The sequence below is a fragment of the Pseudomonas sp. R2-37-08W genome, from assembly GCF_003851705.1.
Lineage (GTDB): Bacteria > Pseudomonadota > Gammaproteobacteria > Pseudomonadales > Pseudomonadaceae > Aquipseudomonas.
This window is the reverse complement of the sequence record NZ_CP027728.1, coordinates 1,862,277-1,882,877: the sequence shown is the minus strand read 5'-3', so window position 1 is coordinate 1,882,877 and position 20,601 is coordinate 1,862,277. Positions and strand designations below refer to the sequence as shown.

Here is a 20,601-nt window from a genome sequence, read left to right as displayed (position 1 = left end):
CGTGATTTACCGCCTGGTCAGGCGATAAACACGCTCATCAAGCCGAGTAACGCCATCCGCCTTGAATTTGCTGCTTTCACTCAAAATGTCCCGCTCTTGCAGCGTGACCACATTCCAGTGCGGGCCCAGCAGCGACTGCACTTCCTCATCCGGGACAGCGAAGGGCGGGCCAGCCCTTTGCGCCTGGTCGTAGTCGACGCTGATCAACAGCCCCTCACAGACAGGGGTCAGCAGGGTATCGAGGTGCTCGGTGTATCGTGAGCGCATTGGCTGCGGCAAGGCGATCAGTGCCGCACGGTCATACAACGCCACGCAATCAGCCACAGCACTTGCGTCAAGGGCGAAGAAGTCACCGCACCACACTTCGATCAGGCCCGCCTGATACACCTTGAACACGCCTCTCTGATCGATCTGCGGCGTAAGTCCCTGTTCGCTGAAGAATGCCTCAACGGCTTTATCCGACACCTCCACACCCATCACGCGATGCCCGCGATCCGCCAACCACTTCATGTCCAGGCTCTTGCCACACAAAGGCACGAAAACCCTGGCACCATCGACCAGAGCCAACGTTGGCCAATGCCGCTGCAAGTAAGGATTAACGTCGGTCTGATGAAAACCGATCTGATTGGTTGCCCAGCGTTCCTGCCAAATTTTTGCGTCCATGCATCACCCCGAAAAATCGATCAAAAGACACTAAATCTTATATTAGATCTGGATTAATGATCTGAATGAAGATAGCCCGATATTAATCTTCAGGACTCTTCTTATGTTCCCCAGCCTGTTTATCTCCCATGGCTCCCCAATGCTGGCTCTGCAACCCGGTGCCAGCGGCCCGGCGCTGCAGGCCCTGGCAGCCGCGCTGCCACGGCCCAAGGCGATTGTGGTGGTATCGGCGCATTGGGAAAGCCACGGACTGCTGGTCAGTGGCAGCGCCGCGCCCGAAACCTGGCACGACTTCGGCGGCTTCCCTCGCGAACTGTTTGCGGTGCAATACCCTGCGCCGGGTGATCCACGGCTGGCGAATGAAATTGCCGAGTTATTGCAGGCTGACGGCCTGACTGCACAGGTAGACAACCAACGGCCCTTCGACCATGGCACCTGGGTGCCCCTGTCGCTGATGTACCCGGCGGCGGATATTCCGGTGGTGCAAGTCTCCCTGCCAAGCCGCATGGGTCCGGCTTTTCAAACCCGGGTTGGACATGCCCTCTGCAGGCTGCGCGATCAAGGTGTGCTACTGATCGGCTCCGGCAGCATCACCCATAATCTCGGTGAGCTGGACTGGCGCGCCGGGCCGGAAACCATCACGCCATGGGCGCAAGCCTTTCGCGACTGGGTAGTCGAAAAACTCGCTGCCGGTGACGAAACAGCCTTGCATGACTATCGCCTCCTGGCGCCCCATGCAGTGCGCAGCCACCCCAGCGACGAGCATTTGTTGCCGCTTTACTTTGCGCGAGGTGCCGGCGGTGATTTCAGCGTGGCGCATCAGGGCTTCACCCTCGGCGCCTTGGGCATGGACATCTATCGCTTTGGCTAACACAGGTGCACTGCCTGAATCCCAGGCAAAAAAAATCCCCGAACCAGTCGGGGATTTTTTATGTGCGATCAATCAGCCCAAGGGCGGATCAATCTTCGCGGTAGCGACGCAGCTTCAACTGCTTGCCGGCAACGCGTGTGTCTTTGAGCTTGGCCAGCAGTTTTTCCAGACCGTCTTCCGGCAGCTCCACCAGGGAGAAGCTGTCACGGACCTGGATCCGACCGATGGCTTCACGTGCCAGGCCACCCTCGTTGAGGATAGCGCCCAGCAGGTTCTTGGCAGCGATACCGTCACGCGCACCCAGCGCAGTACGGCAACGAGCACGGCCTTCAGCCAATGGAACCGGAGCACGACGCTCACGATCACCACGGTCCGGACGGTCGCCGGTACGCTCTGGACGATCACCGCGTGGCGCGTTGTTCGGTACCAGTGGGCGTTCTTTCTCGATCGCTGCCAAGGTCAGTGCCTGACCGTTGGTAGCCTTGCGCAGCAACGCTGCAGCCAGGGCACGGGGGGTGCAACCGATATCGGCGGTCAGGCGGTCCAGCAGTTCGCCGTGGGTCGATTCAGCGTCAGCCACCAGTGGCGCCAGGCTGTTGGTCAGTTTCTTGATGCGGGCATCGAGAACGGCCTGGGCATCCGGCAGGCGCACTTCGGCCACTTTCTGGCCGGTAACACGCTCGATGACTTGCAGCATGCGGCGCTCACGTGGCGTGACCAGCAGCAATGCCCGACCTTCGCGACCGGCACGGCCGGTACGGCCGATACGGTGAACGTAGGACTCTGGGTCGTACGGCATATCAACGTTGAATACGTGGGTGATACGTGGAACGTCGAGGCCACGGGCGGCAACGTCGGTCGCCACAACGATGTCCAGGCGGCCATCCTTGAGGGAGTCGATCACGCGCTCACGTTGGTTCTGGGCGATGTCACCGTTCAGCGCAGCGGCCTTGTAGCCTTTGGCTTCCAGGGCACTGGCCAGGTCCAGGGTCGCTTGCTTGGTGCGCACGAACATGATCAAGGCGTCGAAGTCTTCGACTTCCAGCAGGCTCAATACAGCCGAGGTCTTCTGGTCAGCGTGAACCAACAGGTGAGCCTGTTCGATCGCGGTAACGGTCTGGGTCTTGGTCTGGATCTTCACGTGTTGCGGATCGCGCAGGTGGCGTTCGGCAATGGCACGGATCGACTGCGGCAGGGTGGCCGAGAACAGTACGGTCTGACGGGTTGGTGGCAGTGCCTTGAAGATGACTTCCAGGTCATCCATGAAGCCCAGCTTCAACATTTCGTCGGCTTCGTCGAGAACCAGGTGGTTCACGGTCGACAGGACTTTCTCGTCGCGACGCAGGTGGTCGCACAGACGGCCCGGGGTGGCGACAACGATCTGTGCGCCGTTACGGATGGCTTTCAGTTGTGGGCCCATAGGCGCGCCGCCGTAAACGGCCACAACGGTTACACCTGGCATTTGCTTGGCGTAGGTTTCGAAAGCGGTTGCTACTTGCAGCGCCAACTCACGGGTTGGCGCCAGGATCAGGGCTTGCGGTTCGCGCTTGGCAGGATCGATGCAGTGCAGGATAGGCAGGGCGAACGCGGCGGTTTTACCGGTACCGGTCTGCGCCTGGCCAATCATGTCCTGGCCGGCCATGATGATCGGGATCGATTGCTGCTGAATAGCCGAAGGTTCTTCGTAGCCAGTCGCGATGACGGCGGCGAGAATGTTCGGATTAAGATTAAAAGCGGCGAAGCCGCCGGTTTCCTGGGTCATGGGTCTGCCTCTAAGTGCATCCGCAAAGACCCATGCTCCAAAGCTGCGCATGCCGTGTTGAGACTCAAGAGTCGCCCTGGCTGCTTTGTCGGCGGGGATTTGCGAAAACGAATGAATGAAAAAGATTCGTCAAGGAAGAGTCCGCTGTGCGGACGTGCAGCCGAAGCTGACTTCGGGGAATTGCGCTACCTAAACGCGGCCCGGTTAAAGGCCGGCGCGCACTATACCGGAAATAGCTGAAAAAGGGAGCTTTTTTTATCGCAAAGCACCGATAAACCGCGCTGCGTCACAGCCTTTGCAGATAACTGCGCCAGGGTCTATTTTGCAAAGGCCCGGCCCTATTGGTCATCACGCTTAAACGGTTCACCTGTCCAGGCCTGTCCCTTGGTCTGAAACCTCAATCCGCGCCCCGAGGGCACCCCGATGAATCAAGCCAGCACCAGCCGCGTTACCCGTGAACTCCAGGGCCATGTCCTGTTGCTGGGGCTGGACCGAGTGGCAAAGCGCAATGCTTTCGACCTCGACCTGCTCAACGAACTGAGCATGGCCTATGGCGATTTTGATCGAAACGATGACGCGCGGGTTGCCGTGGTGTTTGCCCATGGCGACCACTTCACCGCCGGGCTCGACCTGGCCAATGTCAGCGGCGTCATGGCGGGAGGTTGGCAACCGCCCCTGGGCGGCTGCGACCCCTGGGGCGTGTTCGCCGGTCCCAGGGTCAATAAACCGGTAATCGTGGCAGCCCATGGCTACTGCCTGACCCTCGGCATCGAGCTGATGCTGGCGGCGGACATCAATCTTTGCGCGAGCAACACGCGCTTTGCGCAGATGGAAGTGCAGCGTGGGATCTTTCCGTTTGGCGGTGCGACATTACGCTTTCATCAGATCGCCGGCTGGGGCAATGCGATGCGCTGGCTGCTGACCGGCGACGAGTTCGACGCCCATGAAGCCCTGCGCCTGCGCCTGGTGCAGGAAGTGATGGCCAGCGAAGACCTGCTGCCCCGCGCCATCGAGCTGGCCAATCGCATCGCGCGCCAGGCGCCGCTTGGGGTGCAGGCAACGTTGATGTCGGCGCGATTGGCGCACAAGGAAGGCGAGACCGTGGCGGCCGCCGCGTTGCCGCCGATGGTGAACAAGTTGCTGAACAGCGAAGATGCCAAGGAGGGCGTGCGGGCGATGATCGAGAAGCGGCCTGGGGTGTTCAAGGGTATTTGAGTGGGCAGTGCCGGCCTCATCGGGAGCAAGCCCCCTCCCACAGTTGAAATGCGTTCCAAATGTGGGAGGGGGCTTGTTCTGGTCAAGTTTTTCCGGACACCGATTACGGTGATCAAGCCGCCTCCTGCTCCATGGCTATTGGCGACAGGTAGTTGTTGTAGCTGTGGAGCCTGATTCGGTTGTATCGCATGAAGAAGCTGGTCATATCCTGCTTGGCTTCTTCAACTGTCATATAGCCCTTGGTGGGCACCCACTCTGATTTGAGCGTCCCAAAGAAACGCTCTGTTGGTGCATTGTCCCAGCACTGCCCTCTGCGGCTCATGCTTTGGGTTATCCCATACTCCAGCAACGCGGACTGAAAGAGCTGGCTGGTGTATTGGCAGCCTTGATCCGAATGAAACATCAAGCCTGCATGTTTGCCTCGAACCTCCACCGCCATTCTCAGCGCCTTGCTAACCAGGTTGGCGTCATTGATCAGAGAAAACGCCCAGCCAACGATTCGGCGGGCGAACAGATCAATGACCACTGCCAAGTGATACCAGCGTTTCCCAACCATTAGGCTGGTAACGTCGCCGCACCAGACTTGATTAATTGCGGTTGGCTCGAAGTTACGCTCAAGCAGGTTCTTGGCCACAAATGCTTCAACGCCTCTAGAGCGATATTGATGGCGGCGGCGCTGTCTGCTGGCCAGATTTGCCTCCGCCATAAGTTTTCCGGCCAGATGCCGACCTACCTTGATCTGCTGGGCCTTCAAGTGCTGAGAGATCATCCGTGCACCCGCACTTCCCCGGCTTTCGTCATGCAGTTGCACGACTTTTGCTCTAAGCGCGTCACGCTTGGTATTCGGCTCTGAGCGACGCTTAAGCCAGTCATAAAACGCGCTGCGGGAAACGCCTAGCGCACTGCAAAGCAGGCTGGTCGGATATGAACTCGACTCCCTCAGTTCCTCGATCAGGAAAAACGATCGGGATCCGACATCAAGAGAGCCGTAGCCTTTTTTAAGATTTCAGCCTCACTCTCCAGGCGCTTGACCTTGGCTCGTAGCTGTTGAAGCTCTCGCTGTTCATCGCTGATAGCCTTGGTACCTGCCACTGGCTGCCCTTTGTGACGCTCTTTACGAACCTGATCAACCCAGCGGCGCAGAGCCGTAGGGCCAACGTCCATCGATGCACAGACGTCGGGAACTGAGCAGTTATCATCAAGAACCATGCTTGCAGCACGTTGCTTGAACTCGTGGGTGTAGGTCTTTCGCTGTTGCATGGAACCTCCTGATTGGGCGAATCATATCGCCCTTAAGAGGTGTCCGGGATCATTAGGCCAGTTCAGCTTGCCCCCGATAGCCATGGGTATCTACACAACTTTGGCGTAGCCCTGAACCTGTGGCGAGGGAGCTTGCTCCCGTGGCGTCCTGGCGGCCTATAGCTATCTGACTGATGCCCCGCGTTCCAAATGTGGGAGGGGCGGTGCGACGATTCGACTTGCCCCCGATGGCGGCCTGACAGCCGACCAGGATGTTGGATCAGAGCGAGTACATATCCGTTGCTGCGGTAACGGCGGCTTAGGGGTCCGCCCTGACGGCGGGTCACTTTGGAAAAGAGCCCCAAAGTAACCAAAGGGCTCTTGCCCCACCACTCGGCACCTCGCCTAGGCTCGGTGTGCCCGTAATCCGACAGTGATTTGGGGGGTCGCCGCCACGCGCCATCCATGGCGCGGGGCGGCTAAACCGGCATCCCTGCCGGTTTACCCCCCAAATCACTATCGGATTACGGCCAGCGTGGTTTAACGGGGCGCCTAGATCAAAAGCAAGATCAAGAGCGGCTCGCTTCGCATCGTGGTTACCGTAGGCTGCTACAAAATTGTGTAGATACCCATGCCCCGATAGCGCCAGAACAGACGCCTAGGTCGCCGGCCGAATCGCCTTGATCAACGCCTGCAACGAATACCCCAGTCGCGGCGCCAAGGCCTCGGCGCGAGCGGACAGCGCCTCCAGGTCCAGCTCCTGATCCAGCTCCGAAGGCACCAGCAGAATCACGTTGCCCTCCTTCACCGGCAGTTCCCAGTAATGCCGGTGATACAACCCGCGCAACAACGCCGCACCCAGCGGCTTGCCATCATCGGTGGCCCACTGGTTGATCACCAGCCAACCGCCGGGATTGAGCTTTTTCTGGCAATTCTCCAGGAACGTCCAGGCCAGGTGACCGACGCCAGGCCCCACGTCGGTGTACAGGTCGACGAAGATCAGGTCGGCCGATTCGGCGCTGTCGAGCAACTCCAGGGCATCGCCGATACGGATATACAGGCGTGGATCATCGTCCAGGCCCAGATATTCAATCGCCAGGCGCGGTACGTCGGGGCGCAGCTCGATGGCTTCGACGTCCTCAAGCGCCAGGAACTTGAGGCAGGCCTGGGTCAGCGTGCCGGCGCCAAGGCCAAGGAACAGCGCGCTCTCCGGCTGTTCATGGCACAACGCACCGACCAACATGGCGCGGGTGTAGTCATACTCCAGCCAGCTCGGGTCGGCGGTGAACACGCAGCTTTGCTCGATGGCATCGCCAAATTCGAGAAAACGGTAATCGGCCACTTCCAATACACGGATCATGCCGAAATCATCATGGACTTCGGCCAGCAGGCGCTCGACACGCTCCTCGCTCATCACTACTCCTAACGGGTTGGCTGCGGGGCAAAGTGCGCGATTGTCGGCCAAGCGACGGCAGCAGGTCACGCACTAATTGCTGCTAACATTGACGCCCGAACGTCAACCTACCCAACGAGTGCATGATGAGCCAACCCTGGAGCCCCGACAGCTGGCGTGCCCTGCCGATCCAGCAACAACCCCGGTACCCGGATGCCGCGCACCTGCTGCAAGTGGAGCAGAGCCTGGCCAGTTACCCGCCGCTGGTGTTTGCCGGGGAAGCCCGCGAATTGCGTCGTCAGTTTGCCGAAGTCACCCAGGGTCGCGCCTTCCTGCTGCAAGGCGGTGACTGCGCCGAGAGCTTTGCCGAGTTTTCCGCCGCAAAAATCCGCGACACCTTCAAGGTGCTGCTGCAGATGGCGATCGTCATGACCTTCGCCGCCGGCTGCCCGGTGGTGAAGGTCGGGCGCATGGCCGGCCAGTTCGCCAAGCCGCGCTCGTCCAACGATGAAACCATCGACGGCGTTACCCTGCCCGCCTACCGCGGCGATATCGTCAATGGCATCGGCTTCGACGAAAAGAGCCGCGTCCCGGACCCGGACCGCCTGTTGCAGAGCTACCACCAGTCCACCGCCACCCTCAACCTGCTGCGCGCGTTTGCCCAGGGTGGCTTCGCTGACCTGCACCAGGTGCACAAGTGGAACCTGGACTTCATTGCCAACTCCGCGCTGGCCGAAAAGTACAGCCAACTGGCCGACCGCATCGACGAGACCCTGGCCTTCATGCGCGCCTGCGGCATGGACGATTCGCCGCAACTGCGCGAGACCAGCTTCTTCACCGCTCACGAAGCGTTGCTGCTCAACTATGAAGAAGCCTTCGTGCGCCGTGACAGCCTGACCAACGACTACTACGACTGCTCAGCCCATATGCTCTGGATCGGCGACCGTACTCGTCAGCTGGATGGCGCCCACGTCGAGTTCCTGCGCGGGGTGAACAACCCGATCGGGGTCAAGGTCGGCCCGAGCATGAACCCGGACGACCTGATCCGCCTGATCGACATCCTCAACCCGGACAACGACCCTGGCCGCCTGAACCTGATCGCACGCATGGGCGCCAATAAGGTCGGCGACCACCTGCCTGGCCTGATTCGCACCGTGCAGCGCGAAGGCAAGCACGTGCTGTGGAGCAGCGACCCGATGCATGGCAACACCATTAAGGCCAGCAGCGGCTACAAGACCCGCGACTTTGCGCAGATCCTCGGCGAAGTGAAGGAGTTCTTCCAGGTACACCAGGCTGAAGGCAGCTATGCCGGCGGCATTCATATCGAGATGACCGGGCAGAACGTCACCGAGTGCATTGGCGGCGCACGGCCGATCACCGAGGACGGTTTGTCGGACCGCTATCACACCCACTGCGACCCGCGGATGAATGCTGATCAGTCGCTGGAATTGGCGTTTTTGATTGCCGAAACCTTGAAACAGGTTAAACGCTGAAGACGTTGTCGCCTGGACTGACGCCATCGGGAGCAAGCCCCCTCCCACATGTGAAATGCATTTCCTGTGGGAGGGGGCTTGCCCCCGATGGCGCCCTAAAGACCAGCCTCCAGGCCGAGCATTGCCACCCGTAACCGCGCGGCGCTCGGCCGCTGGCAATTGAGCACGACCTGTTGCAGCCCCAACCAATCGGCCATCTGCCGCAGGTTCAGCGCCAATGCCGACATCCCCTGGTCATCCAGGCCCGGCTCTTCCTCGTGCACCGCATGCACCGCCAGGCAGCCGTTGGCCCGTTCGGCGCGCACATCGACGCGCGCAGCGATCCGCTCGTTGTGCAAAAACGGCAGCACGTAGTAGCCGTACACCCGCTTGTGTTGCGGGGTGTAAATTTCCAGCCGGTAACGGAAATCGAACAGGCGCTCGGTACGGGCACGCTCCCAGATCAACGAATCAAAGGGCGACAGCAAGGCGCTGGCCGGCACGTTGCGTGGCACTTTGGGTGCCGGCAAGCAATACGCCGGCTGCTTCCAGCCTTGCACCTCGCAGTTCAGCAGCTGCCCATCCTCGATCAGCTCGGCCAGGCGCTGGCGGCTGTCGACTGGTGCGAGGCGAAAGTAATCGCGCAGGTCTTTTTCAGTGGCCACTCCCAGGGCGGTTGCGCTGTGCAACAACAAGCCCCGCTGGGCCTCGGCTTCGTTCAGGTTGGCTTGAAGGATTTCGGCGGGGAGTACCCGTTCGGGCAAGTCATAGAGGCGTTCAAAGCCACGCCGCCCGGCAACGGTGACCAGACCGGCCGCGAACAGCCATTCCAACGCGTGCTTCTCGTCGCTCCAATCCCACCAGGGCCCGGCACGCACCTCGCGGGTCGACAAACTGCCCGCGCCCAAGGCGCCCTGCTCTTCAACGGCGCGCAGTACGCGCTGGACAGTGCTCTGCTGCTCACGCCCGAATCGCGCCATTTGCGCGTAGATCCCCTGCCCTTGTTTAGCCCGCTCCATGCGCCAGCGCATCATTGGGTACAGCGCCAAGGGCAGCAACGAAGCTTCGTGCCCCCAATATTCGAACAGCGAGCGCTGCCGCCCCTGGCTCCAGGCGGCCTGTTCGAGCATCAAGGGAGAATAACGGCCCAACCGAGAAAACAGCGGCAGGTAATGGGAGCGCACCACGGCATTGACCGAATCGATCTGCAGCACACCGAGGCGCTCGATCACACGGTTGAGGTGCGCGGCTTTTATCTGTGCTGGCGGCTGGCGCCCGGAAAACCCCTGGGCTGCCAGCGCCATGCGTCGTGCTTGCTTGAGGGAAAAGGACAGGACGGCGGGCATGGGTAGCTCCTTGAATACGCGCGTCCTACCCTACTGCATTCCCGGTTACTTTCGCAGCGGGTCTTCCCAGAAATGCCGATGGATTTCCTGCTCCACATCGATACGGTTAAGACCGATATCCTTGAGCGCGTCGTCGCTCATGCCCGCCAGCATCTGGCGTTCACGATGCAGCGCCTGCCAACGCGAAATCGTATGAAGAAGCCCGGAAAGCGGCCACTTCGCCATCAATACAACACCTGTTTGACCTTTCATCTTCTCGCCCTCCAGTGGAGATGACGCCAGTGTGTGCCTGGGCTTATGATCAATCCAACGAATGTTTCTTATGAAACACATCTCGGAGATTGATCAATTGTCCACGTACCCCAGCATCGACACCGAAGTGCTGCGCACCTTCGTCGCCATCGCCGATCAGGGTGGTTTTACCCGGGCCGGCGAGCTGGTCAACCGCACCCAGTCGGCGGTGAGCATGCAGATGAAACGCTTGGAAGAAGACGTGCTGCAGCGCAAGCTGTTCGAACGCGATGGCCGTCAGGTGCGGCTGACCCCCGAGGGCCAAGTGTTGCTGGGTTATGCGCGGCGCATCCTGAAATTGCACAGCGAAGTATTCAACACCCTGCGCGAGCCGCATATGGTGGGCCTGGTACGCATCGGCACGCCGGACGATTACGTGATGCGCTTCCTGCCGGGCATCCTCAAGCAGTTTTCCAAGGCTTACCCGCTGATCCAGATCGAACTGCACTGCGAGTCGTCAACGGTGCTGATGCAGCGCCGGGACCTGGCACTGACCGTGATCAGCCGCGAGCCCGGCAATGATCTCGGTGAATTCCTGCGCACTGAGCGCATGGTGTGGGCCGCCTCGCCGTGTTTCTGCGTGGACGAGCATGACGCCATGCCGCTGGCGGTTTCCGGCGAAGACTGCGTTTACACGCAGTGGGCGCGAGCGGCACTGGATGCGGCCGGACGGGATTATCGCCTGGCCTATCACAGCTCCAACGGCGCGGCGATCCTGGCAGTCGTCAGTGCCGGCCTGGCGGCAATGATCAGCATGGAAAGCCTGGTGCCCCAGGACCTGCGCGTACTCGGCAGCGACGAAGGCCTCCCACCCTTGCCGTCGATGCACCTGCGCTTGTTGCGCAATCCGCAGATGACGTCGCCCATCACCGAATGCCTGGCCGACTACATCCTCGAAGGCTTCAGACTTTAAAGGTCAGCATCACCGCGCACACCACCAGGAAGCCGCAGAACAGGCCACGCAATACGCGCTCGGGCAGCGCATGAGCGACTTTCACGCCCCAGCTGATACTGAGCAGGCCGCCCACCGCCAACGGCACGCCGATCAGCCAGTCCACCTGGTGGTGCCAGGCGTAGGTGACCAGCGTCACTCCGGTGCTGGGCAGCGCCAACGCAAGCCCTGGGCGACAACCTGGGTGGTGCCAAAAACACTGGTCAGCACCGGCGTGGCCACCACCGCGCCACCCACGCCAAACAGCCCGCCCATGGCGCCCGACGCTGCGCCGAGAACCCCCAACCAAGGCCAGGAATAGCGCATTTGCGCGGTCGGCGGTGCGTTGCGGGTGAACATGCGCAACAGGTTGTAGGCCGCCAGCACCACCAAAAACACGATAAACCCAATCCGCATCGCCCCGGCATCCAGGCCTACCGCCCAGATCGATCCAAGCCAGGCAAAGCTGAAGCCCATCACACCCAGCGGCAAGGCGTGGCGCAGCTCGATGCGGTTGCGCTGGTGATAGCGCCACAGGGCCAGCATCACGTTGGGTACTACCATGACCAGCGCAGTACCTTGGGCGATCTGCTGATCCAGGCCGAACAGCACCCCCAGCACGGGGATGGCAATCAGCCCGCCTCCAATGCCAAACAAGCCGCCCACTGTGCCAAGGGCCGCGCCCAATACCAGGTACATCGCTAAATCCGACACCGCTCGCTACTCCGTCATCCCAAGCCTTGCATGCTACGCAGTCGGCCCTGGCACGGAAACGCACAGCAACGCACAATGGTTGTGCCAACCTCGCATAAGCATGAGCCGATGAATCCCAATACCCTCACCGACCAACTGGGCCTGTTTCTTGATGTACTCGAAACCGGCAGTTTTTCCGCCGCTGCGCGCCGCCATCCGCTGACCCCTTCGGCCGTGGCGCGGCGTATCGACAGCCTGGAAAACTCAGTCGGCAGCCGCCTGTTCCAGCGCAGCACCCATGCGGTGGTGCCCACCCCGGCTGGCCTGGCGTTTGCCGAGCGGGCGCGACGGATTGTGAGTGAATTGCAACTGGCGCGCGCCGAAGCCGTGTCGTTGAGCCATGCGCCGGAAGGCCTGATCCGCATGGATGCACCGGCGGCTTTCGGGCGACGGCACCTGGCGCCGGTGATTGCAGATTTCCTGAAGGTGTACCCTGGGCTGGATGTGCACCTGCATCTGATCGACAGCTTTGTTGATATGCAGGGCGCGCATTTGGGCAAGGTCGACCTGGTGCTGCGCGCCGGGCATATTGCCGATACCCGGCTGATCGCCACGCCGCTCGCCAGTATTGTGCGCATCGCCTGCGCCAGTCCGGGCTACCTGAAAAGCCGCGGTACGCCGACGCACCCGCGGGAGCTGAGCGAACATGACGGCCTGGATTGGGACGGGTTGGCGCCGATGTTCGCCTGGCGCTTCGAATTGGACGGGCGCCGCGCCATCTACCGCCCTCGCCGTATCCGTATGAGTGCCAACAATGCCGAAGCTCTGCTCAGCGGCGCCCTGGCGGGGTTGGGTATTGCACACCTGCCGACATGGCTGGCCAGCGAATACTTGGTGCGCGGTGAACTCTTGCCCCTGTTTTGTGAAAACGGCTTGCCCAGCCCGGAAACCACCGGCATTTACGCGCTACGCCTGGAACAACAACCCAATGCGCGCAGCCGATTGCTGCTGGAATACCTGAAGTCCCGTTTCAGCCCGGTGCCACCCTGGGATCTGGCCCTGCGAAGCACCATGGTCTGACCGTCCGGGCAGAATTATCTGGTGCATTAAAGATTTGCCCGCTAGATTCCAGCCCATACAGGCTTTTTTCGAGGCACCGCCATGAGCAAGAATCCCACACCCTGCGAATCCTTGATGCTGGATAACCAGCTATGTTTCGCGTTGCATTCCACCTCGCTGCTGATGACCAAGGTCTACAAGCCTCTCCTCCAGGCGCTCGGCCTGACCTATCCGCAGTACCTGGCCATGATGGTACTGTGGGAAGAAGATGGTTTGACCGTCGGTGAAATCAGCAATCGCCTGCTCACCGACCCCGGCTCCCTGACCCCGCTGCTCAAGCGCCTTGAAGCCGAAGGCCTGTTGAGCCGCACCCGCAGCCGCGAAGACGAACGCGTGGTGGTGGTGGAGTTGACCGACGCCGGGCGGGCGCTGCAGGACCGGGCGACGGGTATTCCCCAGTGCATCCTGGGTGCCAGCGGACTGGAACTGGAGCAGCTACGCAAGCTGCAGGCGGATTTGATTGCCCTGCGCAGCAACCTGCAGAACGCAATCTGAAGAAGCAAATACTGAACATGTGGGAGGGGGCTTGCTCCCGATAGCGGTGGGCCAGATACGCATTGAGTGGCTGGCACACCGCCATCGGGGGCAAGCCCCCTCCCACATTGTTTTCCCAACGCCCAAAAATATTTATAAATTTATCTTGCGCACTAAACATTAGCGCTATACATTCATCTCACCAACTACTTAGCGCACAAACATTTAGCGCTAACAACACAGAGGACGACACCATGCAAACGCTCTATACCGCAGTAGCCACCGCCACCGGCGGCCGTGATGGTCGCGCTGTCTCCAGCGACAACATCCTCGACGTCAAACTCTCCACCCCCAAGGAATTGGGCGGCGCTGGCGGCCAGGCCACCAACCCTGAACAGCTGTTCGCTGCCGGCTACTCGGCCTGCTTTATCGGCGCGCTGAAATTCGTCGCCAGCCAGGCCAAACGCAAGATCCCGGATGACGCTTCGATCACCGCCCATGTGGGCATCGGCCAGATCCCTGGTGGCTTCGGCTTGGACATCGACCTGCACATCAGCCTGCCAGGCCTGGCGCAAGACGATGCGCAAAGCCTGGTCGACGCCGCCCACCAGGTCTGCCCGTACTCCAACGCCACTCGCGGCAACGTTGATGTGCGCCTGCACGTAACGGTTTAACCACGCGCCCAGATCGGAGAAAACCATGAACACCTTTGCTAAAGCGCTCACCGGCAGCCTGCTTGCCCTGTCCATCAGCACCGCCTTCGCCGCTAGCGGTGATGTGGAGCACAGCACCCAGGGTTTCCTGGATGCGCTGAACGCCGGCACCGGCAAGCCGATCGAGCAATTGACGCCCCACCAGGCCCGTGCGGTGCTGACAGGTGCCCAGGCCGGGGTGAAGTTGAGCCTGCCCAAGGCAGACGTGAGCCAGAAGACCATTCAGGTCGACGGCCAGCCGCTGGACCTGACCATTGTGCGTCCAGCCGGGGCCAAGGGCACTTTGCCGGTGTTCATGTTCTTCCACGGCGGTGGCTGGGTGCTGGGGGATTACCCCACCCATGAACGCCTGGTGCGGGACCTGGTGGTGGGTTCGGGGGCGGTGGCGGTGTTCGTCAACTACACGCCGTCACCAGAAGTGCGTTATCCGGTGGCGATCAACCAAGCCTACGGCGCGACCAAATGGGTGGCCGAGCACGGTAAAGAGATCAACGTCGATGGCAAGCGCCTGGCGGTCGCGGGCAACAGTGTCGGCGGCAACATGGCAGCGGTGGTCAGCCTGATGGCCAAGGACAAGGGTACGCCGGCGATCAAGTTCCAACTGCTGCTGTGGCCGGTGACCGATGCCAACTTCGACACGGGTTCCTACAACCAGTACGCCGAAGGGCACTTCCTCACCCGGAACATGATGAAATGGTTCTGGGACAATTACACCACCGACGCCAACCAGCGCGCCGAGATCTACGCCTCGCCACTACGAGCCACCCCTGATCAACTCAAGGGGTTGCCACCGGCGATGGTGCAAACCGCTGGCGCCGATGTACTGCGTGACGAGGGTGAAGCCTACGCCCGCAAGCTCGATCAGGCCGGCGTGCCGGTGACTGCCGTACGCTACAACGGCATGATCCACGACTACGGTTTGCTGAACGTGGTCAGCCAGGTACCGGCGGTGCGCTCGGCATTGCTGCAAGCGTCGGACGAACTCAAGCAACACCTGAAGTAAACCCCGCAGGCACAAAAAAGCCCGACGCATGGTCGGGCTTTTCCGTTCGTAAGGCAGGGCCAGAATTACTTCTTGGCGCGACCTTTGTACGAACCACCTTCGCGGGTGTCGATCTCGATCAGGTCGTCGATTTCGATGAAATCGGCTACTTGCAGCTCGGTACCGTTGCTCAGTTTGGCAGGCTTCATCACCTTGCCGGAAGTGTCGCCGCGAGCGGAACCTTCGGTGTAGGCCACTTTACGCACGATGGTGGTCGGCAGCTCTACGGAAACCAGGCGCTCTTCGAAGAAGATCGCTTCGCAGACGTCTTCCATGCCTTCTTCGATGAACGGCAGAACGGCTTCGATATCTTCAGCGTTCAGCTCGTACATGGTGTAGTCGGTGGTGTCCATGAACGTGTAGGTGTCGCCGCTGATGAAGGACAGGGTCGCTTCCTTGCGGTCGAGGATCACGTCGTCCAGTTTGTCATCGGCGCTGTAGACGATCTCGGTCTTGTAACCGGTCAGCAGGTTCTTCAGCTTGGTCTTCATGATGGCGCTGTTACGACCAGACTTGGTGAACTCAGCTTTCTGAACCAGCCAAGGGTCGTTTTCGAGACGGATCACTGTACCGGGTTTCAGTTCTTTACCAGTTTTCATTGCATATATCCGAAATTTGGATGGGATTTACAAAAATCAAGGTGGCGTATCATATCCAACTTTCATAAAACTGTACCAGCGCCGTCGCAAGATCGGCCTGCAAGCCCTGTTCCAGACACCAGTCTTGCGCATGCTGGCTGAGTTCCGGCCAGTGCTCCAGCAGCATTTTCCAGGGTTGGGCCATATCCCCCTCGGTATTCCAGGCTTGCCAGAGTGCAACCAGCGCCGCCTTGGCCGCCGGCGACAATGCGGCGGTGTACAGCTCGAGGAACGCATCGAGCTTGTCCAGATGGATGTCTTCGTCCTGACGATAGATGTGCCACAGCAACGGGCGCCCGGCCCACTGGGCGCGCACGAACGAATCTTCGCCACGCACGGCATTGATGTCACAGCACCACAGCAAAAGGTCGTACTGGGCCTGGCGCACGAACGGCAGCACTTGCACAGTCAAGGCCCCGCGCTGGTGAACAGCCCCTGCCGTCAACCCCTCCTCGCCCAGCCAGCGCTGCACGTCACCCAGGATGCGCCCTTCCGGCACCAACAGATGAGTGGCACGCCCGTCTGTCGACAACACGTCCAGCCAACTGCCGAGCCCGGCGTTTTCGTAGGCGAACAGTGAGATCAGGCGCACATCGGCAAGCGGAAATACGCCCAGGCTTTTCAGGAATTGTCGCTGCGCATCGGCATCTTGCTGAAAAGCCTGACGCTGTTGCAGCAACCCCGCCTCACGCAACAGCCCGCCGGTGCCTGGACGAAAGCCCGGAAAAAAGAAGTACTTCTGCACCCCCTTGAACTTCACCGACGGCAGGCGGTGACAGCCCACCACCCAGTCCTCGGCGCTGAGGTAATCCAGGTTCATCCACAACGGCGTGCGTTCACGCGCGGCCATGGCTTCCATGTAGTCAGGCGGCAGCTGGCAAGCGAACGCGGCAATCACCACATCGGCCGCAGGCGTTGTCGACCAGTCAAACGGCCAGTGGCGCACATCCACACCCGCTTGCCATTGCTGCGCCAGGTTTACATCGATCTGTGGGCACATGCGCTCGAAGGCGCGCAGGTCATCGACCCACAGGCGCACATCGCACGCGTGCTCCGCGACCAATTGGCGGGCCAGGCGCCAGGTCACGCCGATGTCGCCGTAGTTATCGACGACGCTGCAAAAAATATCCCAGCGGGCTTTCATTCCGGGCTCCACGACTCAAAGGCTCGATTGTCCGCATAAATGCGCCGATGCAGAAGGCTTGATCGCGATTATTCTGCGCAGTGGCTGTGCGACAATCGCTGCCACGCCGTCAATGCCTGCCAGGAGGCCATCATGTCTGACCGTCCACTGTCGCTGTTCAAGCTGTGTATCGCCATTGCCGCAGGCGTGTGGCTGGGGTTTATCGCCATTGCGCTGACCAGCTGGCTGGCATCGCGCTACCTGTTCCCGCAGAGCCTGGCACCCGTGGCCCAGGCGGTGCAGCAACTGGGTAAGCCGACCGTCGTCGCGCCGGAGCCGCCGAACCGTATGTTCGAGCAGTACCAGCAGAACCTGCAAAAACAGGAGCAGCAACAAGCCCTGGACCAGGCCCGAAGCAATGCGCGCAACCTGGCCAACCCCAAATGCCAGTTCTGGCTGCAACAGGATCAGAACGCTCCAAATGAAAAATCCAAAGCCAATGTCCTGCAATTCTGCGATTAGAGATCATGAATAAACACGCCGTCCTCCAGCTGATCCTGGAAAAACTCTGCGCCGACCTCGACATCGCCCAGCGCGCCGCGCAAACCGCCTACGAGACAGCGACACACGAGGAGAACATCGCAGAAAACAAGTACGACACCTTGGGGCTGGAGGCATCGTATCTGGCGGCCGGCCAGGCCAAGCGGGTCGAAGAGATCAAGCAGTCACTGGCGCTGTGCCAGAACCTGCAGGTGCGTGCGTACGATGACCAACGCGGGATCGAAGTGGGTACGCTGCTGGGCCTGGAAGACGAGAACGGTCGCCAGCAATGGCTGTTCCTGGCGCCGGATGCCGCGGGGTTGAAGGTTGAAGTGGTCGGCCAGCCGGTAACCGTCATCACCCCGCGCTCGCCCTTGGGCAAAAGCCTGCTGGGCAAGCGTGTCGAGGATGAGGTAGAGATTCTGGTGGCGGGCGCCCGGCAACATTTCACGGTTACCGAGGCCAGATAAAGCGCGGTGGCGAGGGCGCTGGCTCCCTCGCCACACGGATCAGTGAATCGGCAGTTCAACGCCGTCGAACAGTTCTTCGAGTTCCTGCTTGTTGTGGCACTGGATCGCCTTGGCCATCACTTCGCGGGTCAGGTGCGGGGCGAATTTCTCGATGAAATCGCACATGAAACCGCGCAGGAAGGTGCCACGACGGAAGCCGATCTTGGTCACGCTGGACTCGAACAGCTCGCTGGCATCGAGCACCACCAGGTCTTTATCGAGCTGGGTGTCGACCGCCATCTTGGCGACGATGCCCACGCCCAGGCCCAGGCGTACGTAAGTCTTGATCACGTCGGCGTCGGCTGCGGTGAACACCACTTTCGGCGTGAGGCCACGGTGGCTGAAGGCTTCGTCGAGCTTCGAACGACCGGTGAAACCAAACACGTAGGTGACGATGGGATATTCCGCCAGGGCTTCCAGGGTCAGCTTCGACAACTTGGCCAGTGGGTGCCCCTGGGGCACGACCACGCAACGGTTCCAGCGGTAGCACGGCATCATCACCAAATCACCGAACAGCTCCAGGGCTTCGGTGGCGATCGCGAAATCGACGGTGCCATCAGCTGCCATCTCGGCGATCTGCATCGGCGAGCCCTGGTGCATGTGCAACGCCACGTCCGGGTATTGCTTGATGAAATCACGGATCACCGGCGGCAAGGCGTAGCGTGCCTGGGTGTGGGTGGTGGCAATCGACAGCGTGCCCTTCTTCTCGTTGGAGAATTCCTGGGCGATCTGCTTGATGCTCTCGACTTTGCGCAGAATCTCACCGGCCGTGGTGATGATGCGCTCGCCGGCCGGGGTGACGCGGGTCAGATGCTTGCCGCTGCGCGCGAACACTTCAACGCCCAGCTCGTCTTCGAGCAGGCGGATCTGCTTGCTGATACCGGGTTGCGACGTGTAAAGGCTTTGAGCGGTAGCGGAAACGTTGAGGTCGTGGTGCGCCACTTCCCAGATGTAGCGCAGTTGTTGAAGCTTCATATGAATCCCTCAAAGCAGATAGACGCCACGGGTATCAGCGACGGTATATAACTATATTAAAGGTAAGATATATAAATCTAGAACTTTTTATCGTTTTTTTTACCGATCCATATCATCGCTGCGTCGACGTTGCAGCGACGGCACCAGGTAAACCGGCACGCTCGCCAGCTGCAGCAACCGTGCGGCGGTACGCCCAAGCGGTGTCGCCGCCGCGCTGGCTTGGCTATGACTCCCTACGATCAACAGGTCCACGGAAAGTTTATGCAGTTGGTCGAGAATCACCTCGCAAGGGTCGCCCTGGATCACCCGCACCGAACGAATCAACTCCAGGTCCTGCTCCCCGTCCCCCAACTCCTCGCGAAAGCTGTCGAGCACCCGCTGCTCGATCGTTGCCATGACCGTGCTCAGCCCCTGGCTCTGCCATTCGCTGAGCGCCTTTTCATCAAGGTAGCTCTGCAACACCGACTCTGCGAACAACCCGATGGGCTCCACCACATGAATCACATACAAATCTGCCTTGAACGTTCGCGCCAACGCCAGGGCATGTTGCATGACGTACGGCGCATACAGGCCAAGATCCGTGGCGTACAGTATCGAACGAATCATAGAACCCCCTGGACTGCCAGGATGGCGGAGATTAAATCAGCTTAGCAGCGCCCAGGGGGTACGACTCAGCGCTCGCCCTGGATTTTCAACTCATTACTGATGCCATGCGGCACGTGCCCGGTGGCCACGACCTGCCTGGCTCTTTCACAATGGCCGGCCTGGTCATCGAAGAACACATCGGCGGCGAATGCTTCCAGGAACGCGGATTTATCCAGGCCACCCAGGAACAGCGATTCATCCAGGCGGATATCCCATTCGCGCAACGTACGAATGACCCGCTCGTGGGATGGCGCCGAGCGCGCGGTGACCAGTGCGGTGCGAATCGGGCAGGCCTCATCGGCGAACTCACGCTGCAACAGGTTGAGCGCCGCCAGGAAGCCCTTGAACGGGCCACCGTGCAACGGCTGGCGCGCCGACTCGCGCTCGCTGGCCTGGAATGCTTCCAACCCGCCAGCCTGGTAGACGCGCTCGGACTCGTCGGAAAACAGCACCGCATCACCATCGAAGGCGATGCGCAATTCCTCGCTCGACGCCCGACGCGCACCACCGGACAAAATAGTCGCCGCCGCAAAACCGGCGTCGAGGGCACTGCGCACATCCTCGGCATGGGTCGACAGAAACAGATGACAACCAAAGGCGGCCAGATACGGATAGGGACTACGCCCTCCGACGAAAGCGGCGCGGGAAATATCCAGGCCGTAATGCTGGATCGAGTTGAACACTCGCAAGCCGGTATCGGCGCTGTTGCGTGACACCAAGACCACCTCGACACGGGCACGCCCGAGGCTGGCATTGAGGCTCAGCAGTTTCTTGACCAGCGGAAAGGCATCGCCGGGTTCGAGGATTTCCTCCTCGTGCTCGATCTGGTATTTGCGATAGGGCTCCACCCCTTCGGCGAGGTACACCGTGTGGCTCTCGCTCAAATCGAACAAGGCCCGCGATGAAATCGCCAGCACCAGTTTGTCGCTCAATCCTGTCGCCATGTG

General features: G+C 60.6%; 22 protein-coding genes and 1 pseudogene. 10 read left to right on the top strand and 13 right to left on the bottom strand.

What is annotated here, in order from left to right:
• Positions 1-6 precede the first annotated feature (6 nt).
• Complete coding sequence (locus tag C4J93_RS08750; protein ID WP_124429104.1) at positions 7-663, bottom strand: thiopurine S-methyltransferase; 657 nt, start codon at positions 661-663, stop codon at positions 7-9.
• Between the two features lie 103 nt (positions 664-766).
• Between C4J93_RS08750 and C4J93_RS08745 the strand changes: the two genes are divergently transcribed.
• On the top strand, positions 767-1,534 hold the full coding sequence (locus tag C4J93_RS08745) for a class III extradiol ring-cleavage dioxygenase (protein ID WP_124370134.1): 768 nt from the start codon (positions 767-769) through the stop codon (positions 1,532-1,534).
• 88 nt (positions 1,535-1,622) lie between these two features.
• On the opposite strand, the gene C4J93_RS08740 is transcribed toward C4J93_RS08745, so the two are convergent.
• A complete protein-coding gene (locus C4J93_RS08740) occupies positions 1,623-3,296 on the bottom strand; it encodes a DEAD/DEAH box helicase (RefSeq protein WP_124366387.1) in 1,674 nt (557 codons plus the stop codon).
• Between the two features lie 423 nt (positions 3,297-3,719).
• On the opposite strand from C4J93_RS08740, the gene C4J93_RS08730 reads away from it, so the two are divergent.
• The gene (locus tag C4J93_RS08730) at positions 3,720-4,511 is read left to right on the top strand and encodes a crotonase/enoyl-CoA hydratase family protein (RefSeq protein ID WP_124429103.1); all 792 of its coding nucleotides are present in this window, start codon (positions 3,720-3,722) and stop codon (positions 4,509-4,511) included.
• 112 nt (positions 4,512-4,623) lie between these two features.
• Here the strand turns inward: C4J93_RS08730 and C4J93_RS08725 are convergent, their stop codons facing one another.
• From C4J93_RS08725 to C4J93_RS08715, 3 genes are all read right to left on the bottom strand, one after another.
• Positions 4,624-5,454: an IS3 family transposase gene (locus C4J93_RS08725; RefSeq protein WP_256660187.1), complete on the bottom strand. Its 831-nt coding sequence runs from the start codon at positions 5,452-5,454 to the stop codon at positions 4,624-4,626.
• 8 nt (positions 5,455-5,462) lie between these two features.
• Positions 5,463-5,771, bottom strand: a complete 309-nt coding sequence (locus C4J93_RS27345) for a transposase (RefSeq protein WP_256658866.1) — start codon at positions 5,769-5,771, stop codon at positions 5,463-5,465.
• Between the two features lie 637 nt (positions 5,772-6,408).
• Entirely contained in the window at positions 6,409-7,164 is a 756-nt protein-coding gene (locus C4J93_RS08715; RefSeq protein WP_124370132.1) for a spermidine synthase, read from the bottom strand.
• A 125-nt stretch (positions 7,165-7,289) separates the two neighbouring features.
• Between C4J93_RS08715 and C4J93_RS08710 the strand changes: the two genes are divergently transcribed.
• Entirely contained in the window at positions 7,290-8,636 is a 1,347-nt protein-coding gene (locus C4J93_RS08710) for a class II 3-deoxy-7-phosphoheptulonate synthase (protein ID WP_124429102.1), read from the top strand.
• Between the two features lie 95 nt (positions 8,637-8,731).
• Here the strand turns inward: C4J93_RS08710 and C4J93_RS08705 are convergent, their stop codons facing one another.
• Both C4J93_RS08705 and C4J93_RS08700 read right to left on the bottom strand, forming a co-directional pair.
• Positions 8,732-9,961, bottom strand: coding sequence for a winged helix-turn-helix domain-containing protein (locus tag C4J93_RS08705; protein ID WP_124429101.1), 1,230 nt, complete (start codon positions 9,959-9,961; stop codon positions 8,732-8,734).
• 45 nt (positions 9,962-10,006) lie between these two features.
• Positions 10,007-10,213: a DUF1127 domain-containing protein gene (locus tag C4J93_RS08700; protein WP_256660160.1), complete on the bottom strand. Its 207-nt coding sequence runs from the start codon at positions 10,211-10,213 to the stop codon at positions 10,007-10,009.
• 70 nt (positions 10,214-10,283) lie between these two features.
• On the opposite strand from C4J93_RS08700, the gene C4J93_RS08695 reads away from it, so the two are divergent.
• A complete protein-coding gene (locus C4J93_RS08695) occupies positions 10,284-11,165 on the top strand; it encodes a LysR family transcriptional regulator (protein WP_124429099.1) in 882 nt (293 codons plus the stop codon).
• Here the strand turns inward: C4J93_RS08695 and C4J93_RS08690 are convergent.
• Positions 11,155-11,897 (bottom strand): annotated as a pseudogene (locus C4J93_RS08690) (sulfite exporter TauE/SafE family protein). The gene C4J93_RS08695 and the pseudogene C4J93_RS08690 overlap by 11 nt on opposite strands.
• 108 nt (positions 11,898-12,005) lie before the next feature.
• On the opposite strand from C4J93_RS08690, the gene C4J93_RS08685 reads away from it, so the two are divergent.
• From C4J93_RS08685 to C4J93_RS08670, 4 genes are all read left to right on the top strand, one after another.
• Entirely contained in the window at positions 12,006-12,956 is a 951-nt protein-coding gene (locus C4J93_RS08685) for a LysR family transcriptional regulator (RefSeq protein WP_124409390.1), read from the top strand.
• An 81-nt stretch (positions 12,957-13,037) separates the two neighbouring features.
• Positions 13,038-13,490, top strand: a complete 453-nt coding sequence (locus C4J93_RS08680; RefSeq protein WP_124429098.1) for a MarR family winged helix-turn-helix transcriptional regulator — start codon at positions 13,038-13,040, stop codon at positions 13,488-13,490.
• 233 nt (positions 13,491-13,723) lie between these two features.
• The gene (locus tag C4J93_RS08675; RefSeq protein WP_124429097.1) at positions 13,724-14,143 is read left to right on the top strand and encodes an organic hydroperoxide resistance protein; all 420 of its coding nucleotides are present in this window, start codon (positions 13,724-13,726) and stop codon (positions 14,141-14,143) included.
• A gap of 25 nt (positions 14,144-14,168) precedes the next feature.
• Positions 14,169-15,185, top strand: a complete 1,017-nt coding sequence (locus C4J93_RS08670; protein ID WP_124429096.1) for an alpha/beta hydrolase — start codon at positions 14,169-14,171, stop codon at positions 15,183-15,185.
• A 65-nt stretch (positions 15,186-15,250) separates the two neighbouring features.
• On the opposite strand, the gene C4J93_RS08665 is transcribed toward C4J93_RS08670, so the two are convergent.
• Entirely contained in the window at positions 15,251-15,823 is a 573-nt protein-coding gene (locus tag C4J93_RS08665) for an elongation factor P (protein WP_003172723.1), read from the bottom strand.
• Between the two features lie 49 nt (positions 15,824-15,872).
• The gene (earP, locus tag C4J93_RS08660) at positions 15,873-17,006 is read right to left on the bottom strand and encodes an elongation factor P maturation arginine rhamnosyltransferase EarP (RefSeq protein ID WP_124429095.1); all 1,134 of its coding nucleotides are present in this window, start codon (positions 17,004-17,006) and stop codon (positions 15,873-15,875) included.
• 132 nt (positions 17,007-17,138) lie between these two features.
• Here earP and C4J93_RS08655 point away from each other — a divergent pair, with 132 nt between their 5' ends.
• Together C4J93_RS08655 and C4J93_RS08650 are read left to right on the top strand one after the other, a co-directional pair.
• Positions 17,139-17,507 (top strand): hypothetical protein, encoded by a 369-nt coding sequence (locus C4J93_RS08655; protein ID WP_124366375.1) that lies wholly within the window; start codon positions 17,139-17,141, stop codon positions 17,505-17,507.
• Between the two features lie 5 nt (positions 17,508-17,512).
• Positions 17,513-17,995 (top strand): GreA/GreB family elongation factor, encoded by a 483-nt coding sequence (locus tag C4J93_RS08650; protein ID WP_124370122.1) that lies wholly within the window; start codon positions 17,513-17,515, stop codon positions 17,993-17,995.
• A gap of 39 nt (positions 17,996-18,034) precedes the next feature.
• Here C4J93_RS08650 and cysB read toward each other — a convergent pair whose 3' ends face one another.
• The 3 genes from cysB to C4J93_RS08635 form a co-directional block, all read right to left on the bottom strand.
• Complete coding sequence (gene cysB / locus C4J93_RS08645; RefSeq protein ID WP_124429094.1) at positions 18,035-19,009, bottom strand: HTH-type transcriptional regulator CysB; 975 nt, start codon at positions 19,007-19,009, stop codon at positions 18,035-18,037.
• Positions 19,010-19,108: 99 nt separating this feature from the next.
• Positions 19,109-19,615 carry a universal stress protein gene (locus C4J93_RS08640; protein WP_124403512.1) on the bottom strand — a complete coding sequence of 169 codons (507 nt, stop codon included), beginning with the start codon at positions 19,613-19,615 and terminating at the stop codon, positions 19,109-19,111.
• 65 nt (positions 19,616-19,680) lie between these two features.
• On the bottom strand, positions 19,681-20,598 hold the full coding sequence (locus tag C4J93_RS08635; RefSeq protein ID WP_124361901.1) for a 5'-nucleotidase: 918 nt from the start codon (positions 20,596-20,598) through the stop codon (positions 19,681-19,683).
• Positions 20,599-20,601 lie beyond the last annotated feature (3 nt).

Bases quoted from the DNA above. Each gene is read 5' to 3' on its own strand.
- C4J93_RS08750 (WP_124429104.1), bottom strand. From the start codon at position 663: ATGGACGCAAAAATTTGGCAGGAACGCTGGGCAACCAATCAGATCGGT.
- C4J93_RS08730 (WP_124429103.1), top strand. From the start codon at position 3,720: ATGAATCAAGCCAGCACCAGCCGCGTTACCCGTGAACTCCAGGGCCAT.
- cysB (WP_124429094.1), bottom strand. From the start codon at position 19,009: ATGAAGCTTCAACAACTGCGCTACATCTGGGAAGTGGCGCACCACGAC.
- C4J93_RS08705 (WP_124429101.1), bottom strand. From the start codon at position 9,961: ATGCCCGCCGTCCTGTCCTTTTCCCTCAAGCAAGCACGACGCATGGCG.
- C4J93_RS08700 (WP_256660160.1), bottom strand. From the start codon at position 10,213: ATGAAAGGTCAAACAGGTGTTGTATTGATGGCGAAGTGGCCGCTTTCC.
- earP (WP_124429095.1), bottom strand. From the start codon at position 17,006: ATGAAAGCCCGCTGGGATATTTTTTGCAGCGTCGTCGATAACTACGGC.
- C4J93_RS08665 (WP_003172723.1), bottom strand. From the start codon at position 15,823: ATGAAAACTGGTAAAGAACTGAAACCCGGTACAGTGATCCGTCTCGAA.
- C4J93_RS08655 (WP_124366375.1), top strand. From the start codon at position 17,139: ATGTCTGACCGTCCACTGTCGCTGTTCAAGCTGTGTATCGCCATTGCC.
- C4J93_RS08685 (WP_124409390.1), top strand. From the start codon at position 12,006: ATGAATCCCAATACCCTCACCGACCAACTGGGCCTGTTTCTTGATGTA.
- C4J93_RS08635 (WP_124361901.1), bottom strand. From the start codon at position 20,598: ATGGCGACAGGATTGAGCGACAAACTGGTGCTGGCGATTTCATCGCGG.
- C4J93_RS27345 (WP_256658866.1), bottom strand. From the start codon at position 5,771: ATGCAACAGCGAAAGACCTACACCCACGAGTTCAAGCAACGTGCTGCA.
- C4J93_RS08675 (WP_124429097.1), top strand. From the start codon at position 13,724: ATGCAAACGCTCTATACCGCAGTAGCCACCGCCACCGGCGGCCGTGAT.
- C4J93_RS08680 (WP_124429098.1), top strand. From the start codon at position 13,038: ATGAGCAAGAATCCCACACCCTGCGAATCCTTGATGCTGGATAACCAG.
- C4J93_RS08670 (WP_124429096.1), top strand. From the start codon at position 14,169: ATGAACACCTTTGCTAAAGCGCTCACCGGCAGCCTGCTTGCCCTGTCC.
- C4J93_RS08710 (WP_124429102.1), top strand. From the start codon at position 7,290: ATGAGCCAACCCTGGAGCCCCGACAGCTGGCGTGCCCTGCCGATCCAG.
- C4J93_RS08745 (WP_124370134.1), top strand. From the start codon at position 767: ATGTTCCCCAGCCTGTTTATCTCCCATGGCTCCCCAATGCTGGCTCTG.
- C4J93_RS08650 (WP_124370122.1), top strand. From the start codon at position 17,513: ATGAATAAACACGCCGTCCTCCAGCTGATCCTGGAAAAACTCTGCGCC.
- C4J93_RS08695 (WP_124429099.1), top strand. From the start codon at position 10,284: ATGAAACACATCTCGGAGATTGATCAATTGTCCACGTACCCCAGCATC.
- C4J93_RS08640 (WP_124403512.1), bottom strand. From the start codon at position 19,615: ATGATTCGTTCGATACTGTACGCCACGGATCTTGGCCTGTATGCGCCG.
- C4J93_RS08715 (WP_124370132.1), bottom strand. From the start codon at position 7,164: ATGAGCGAGGAGCGTGTCGAGCGCCTGCTGGCCGAAGTCCATGATGAT.
- C4J93_RS08740 (WP_124366387.1), bottom strand. From the start codon at position 3,296: ATGACCCAGGAAACCGGCGGCTTCGCCGCTTTTAATCTTAATCCGAAC.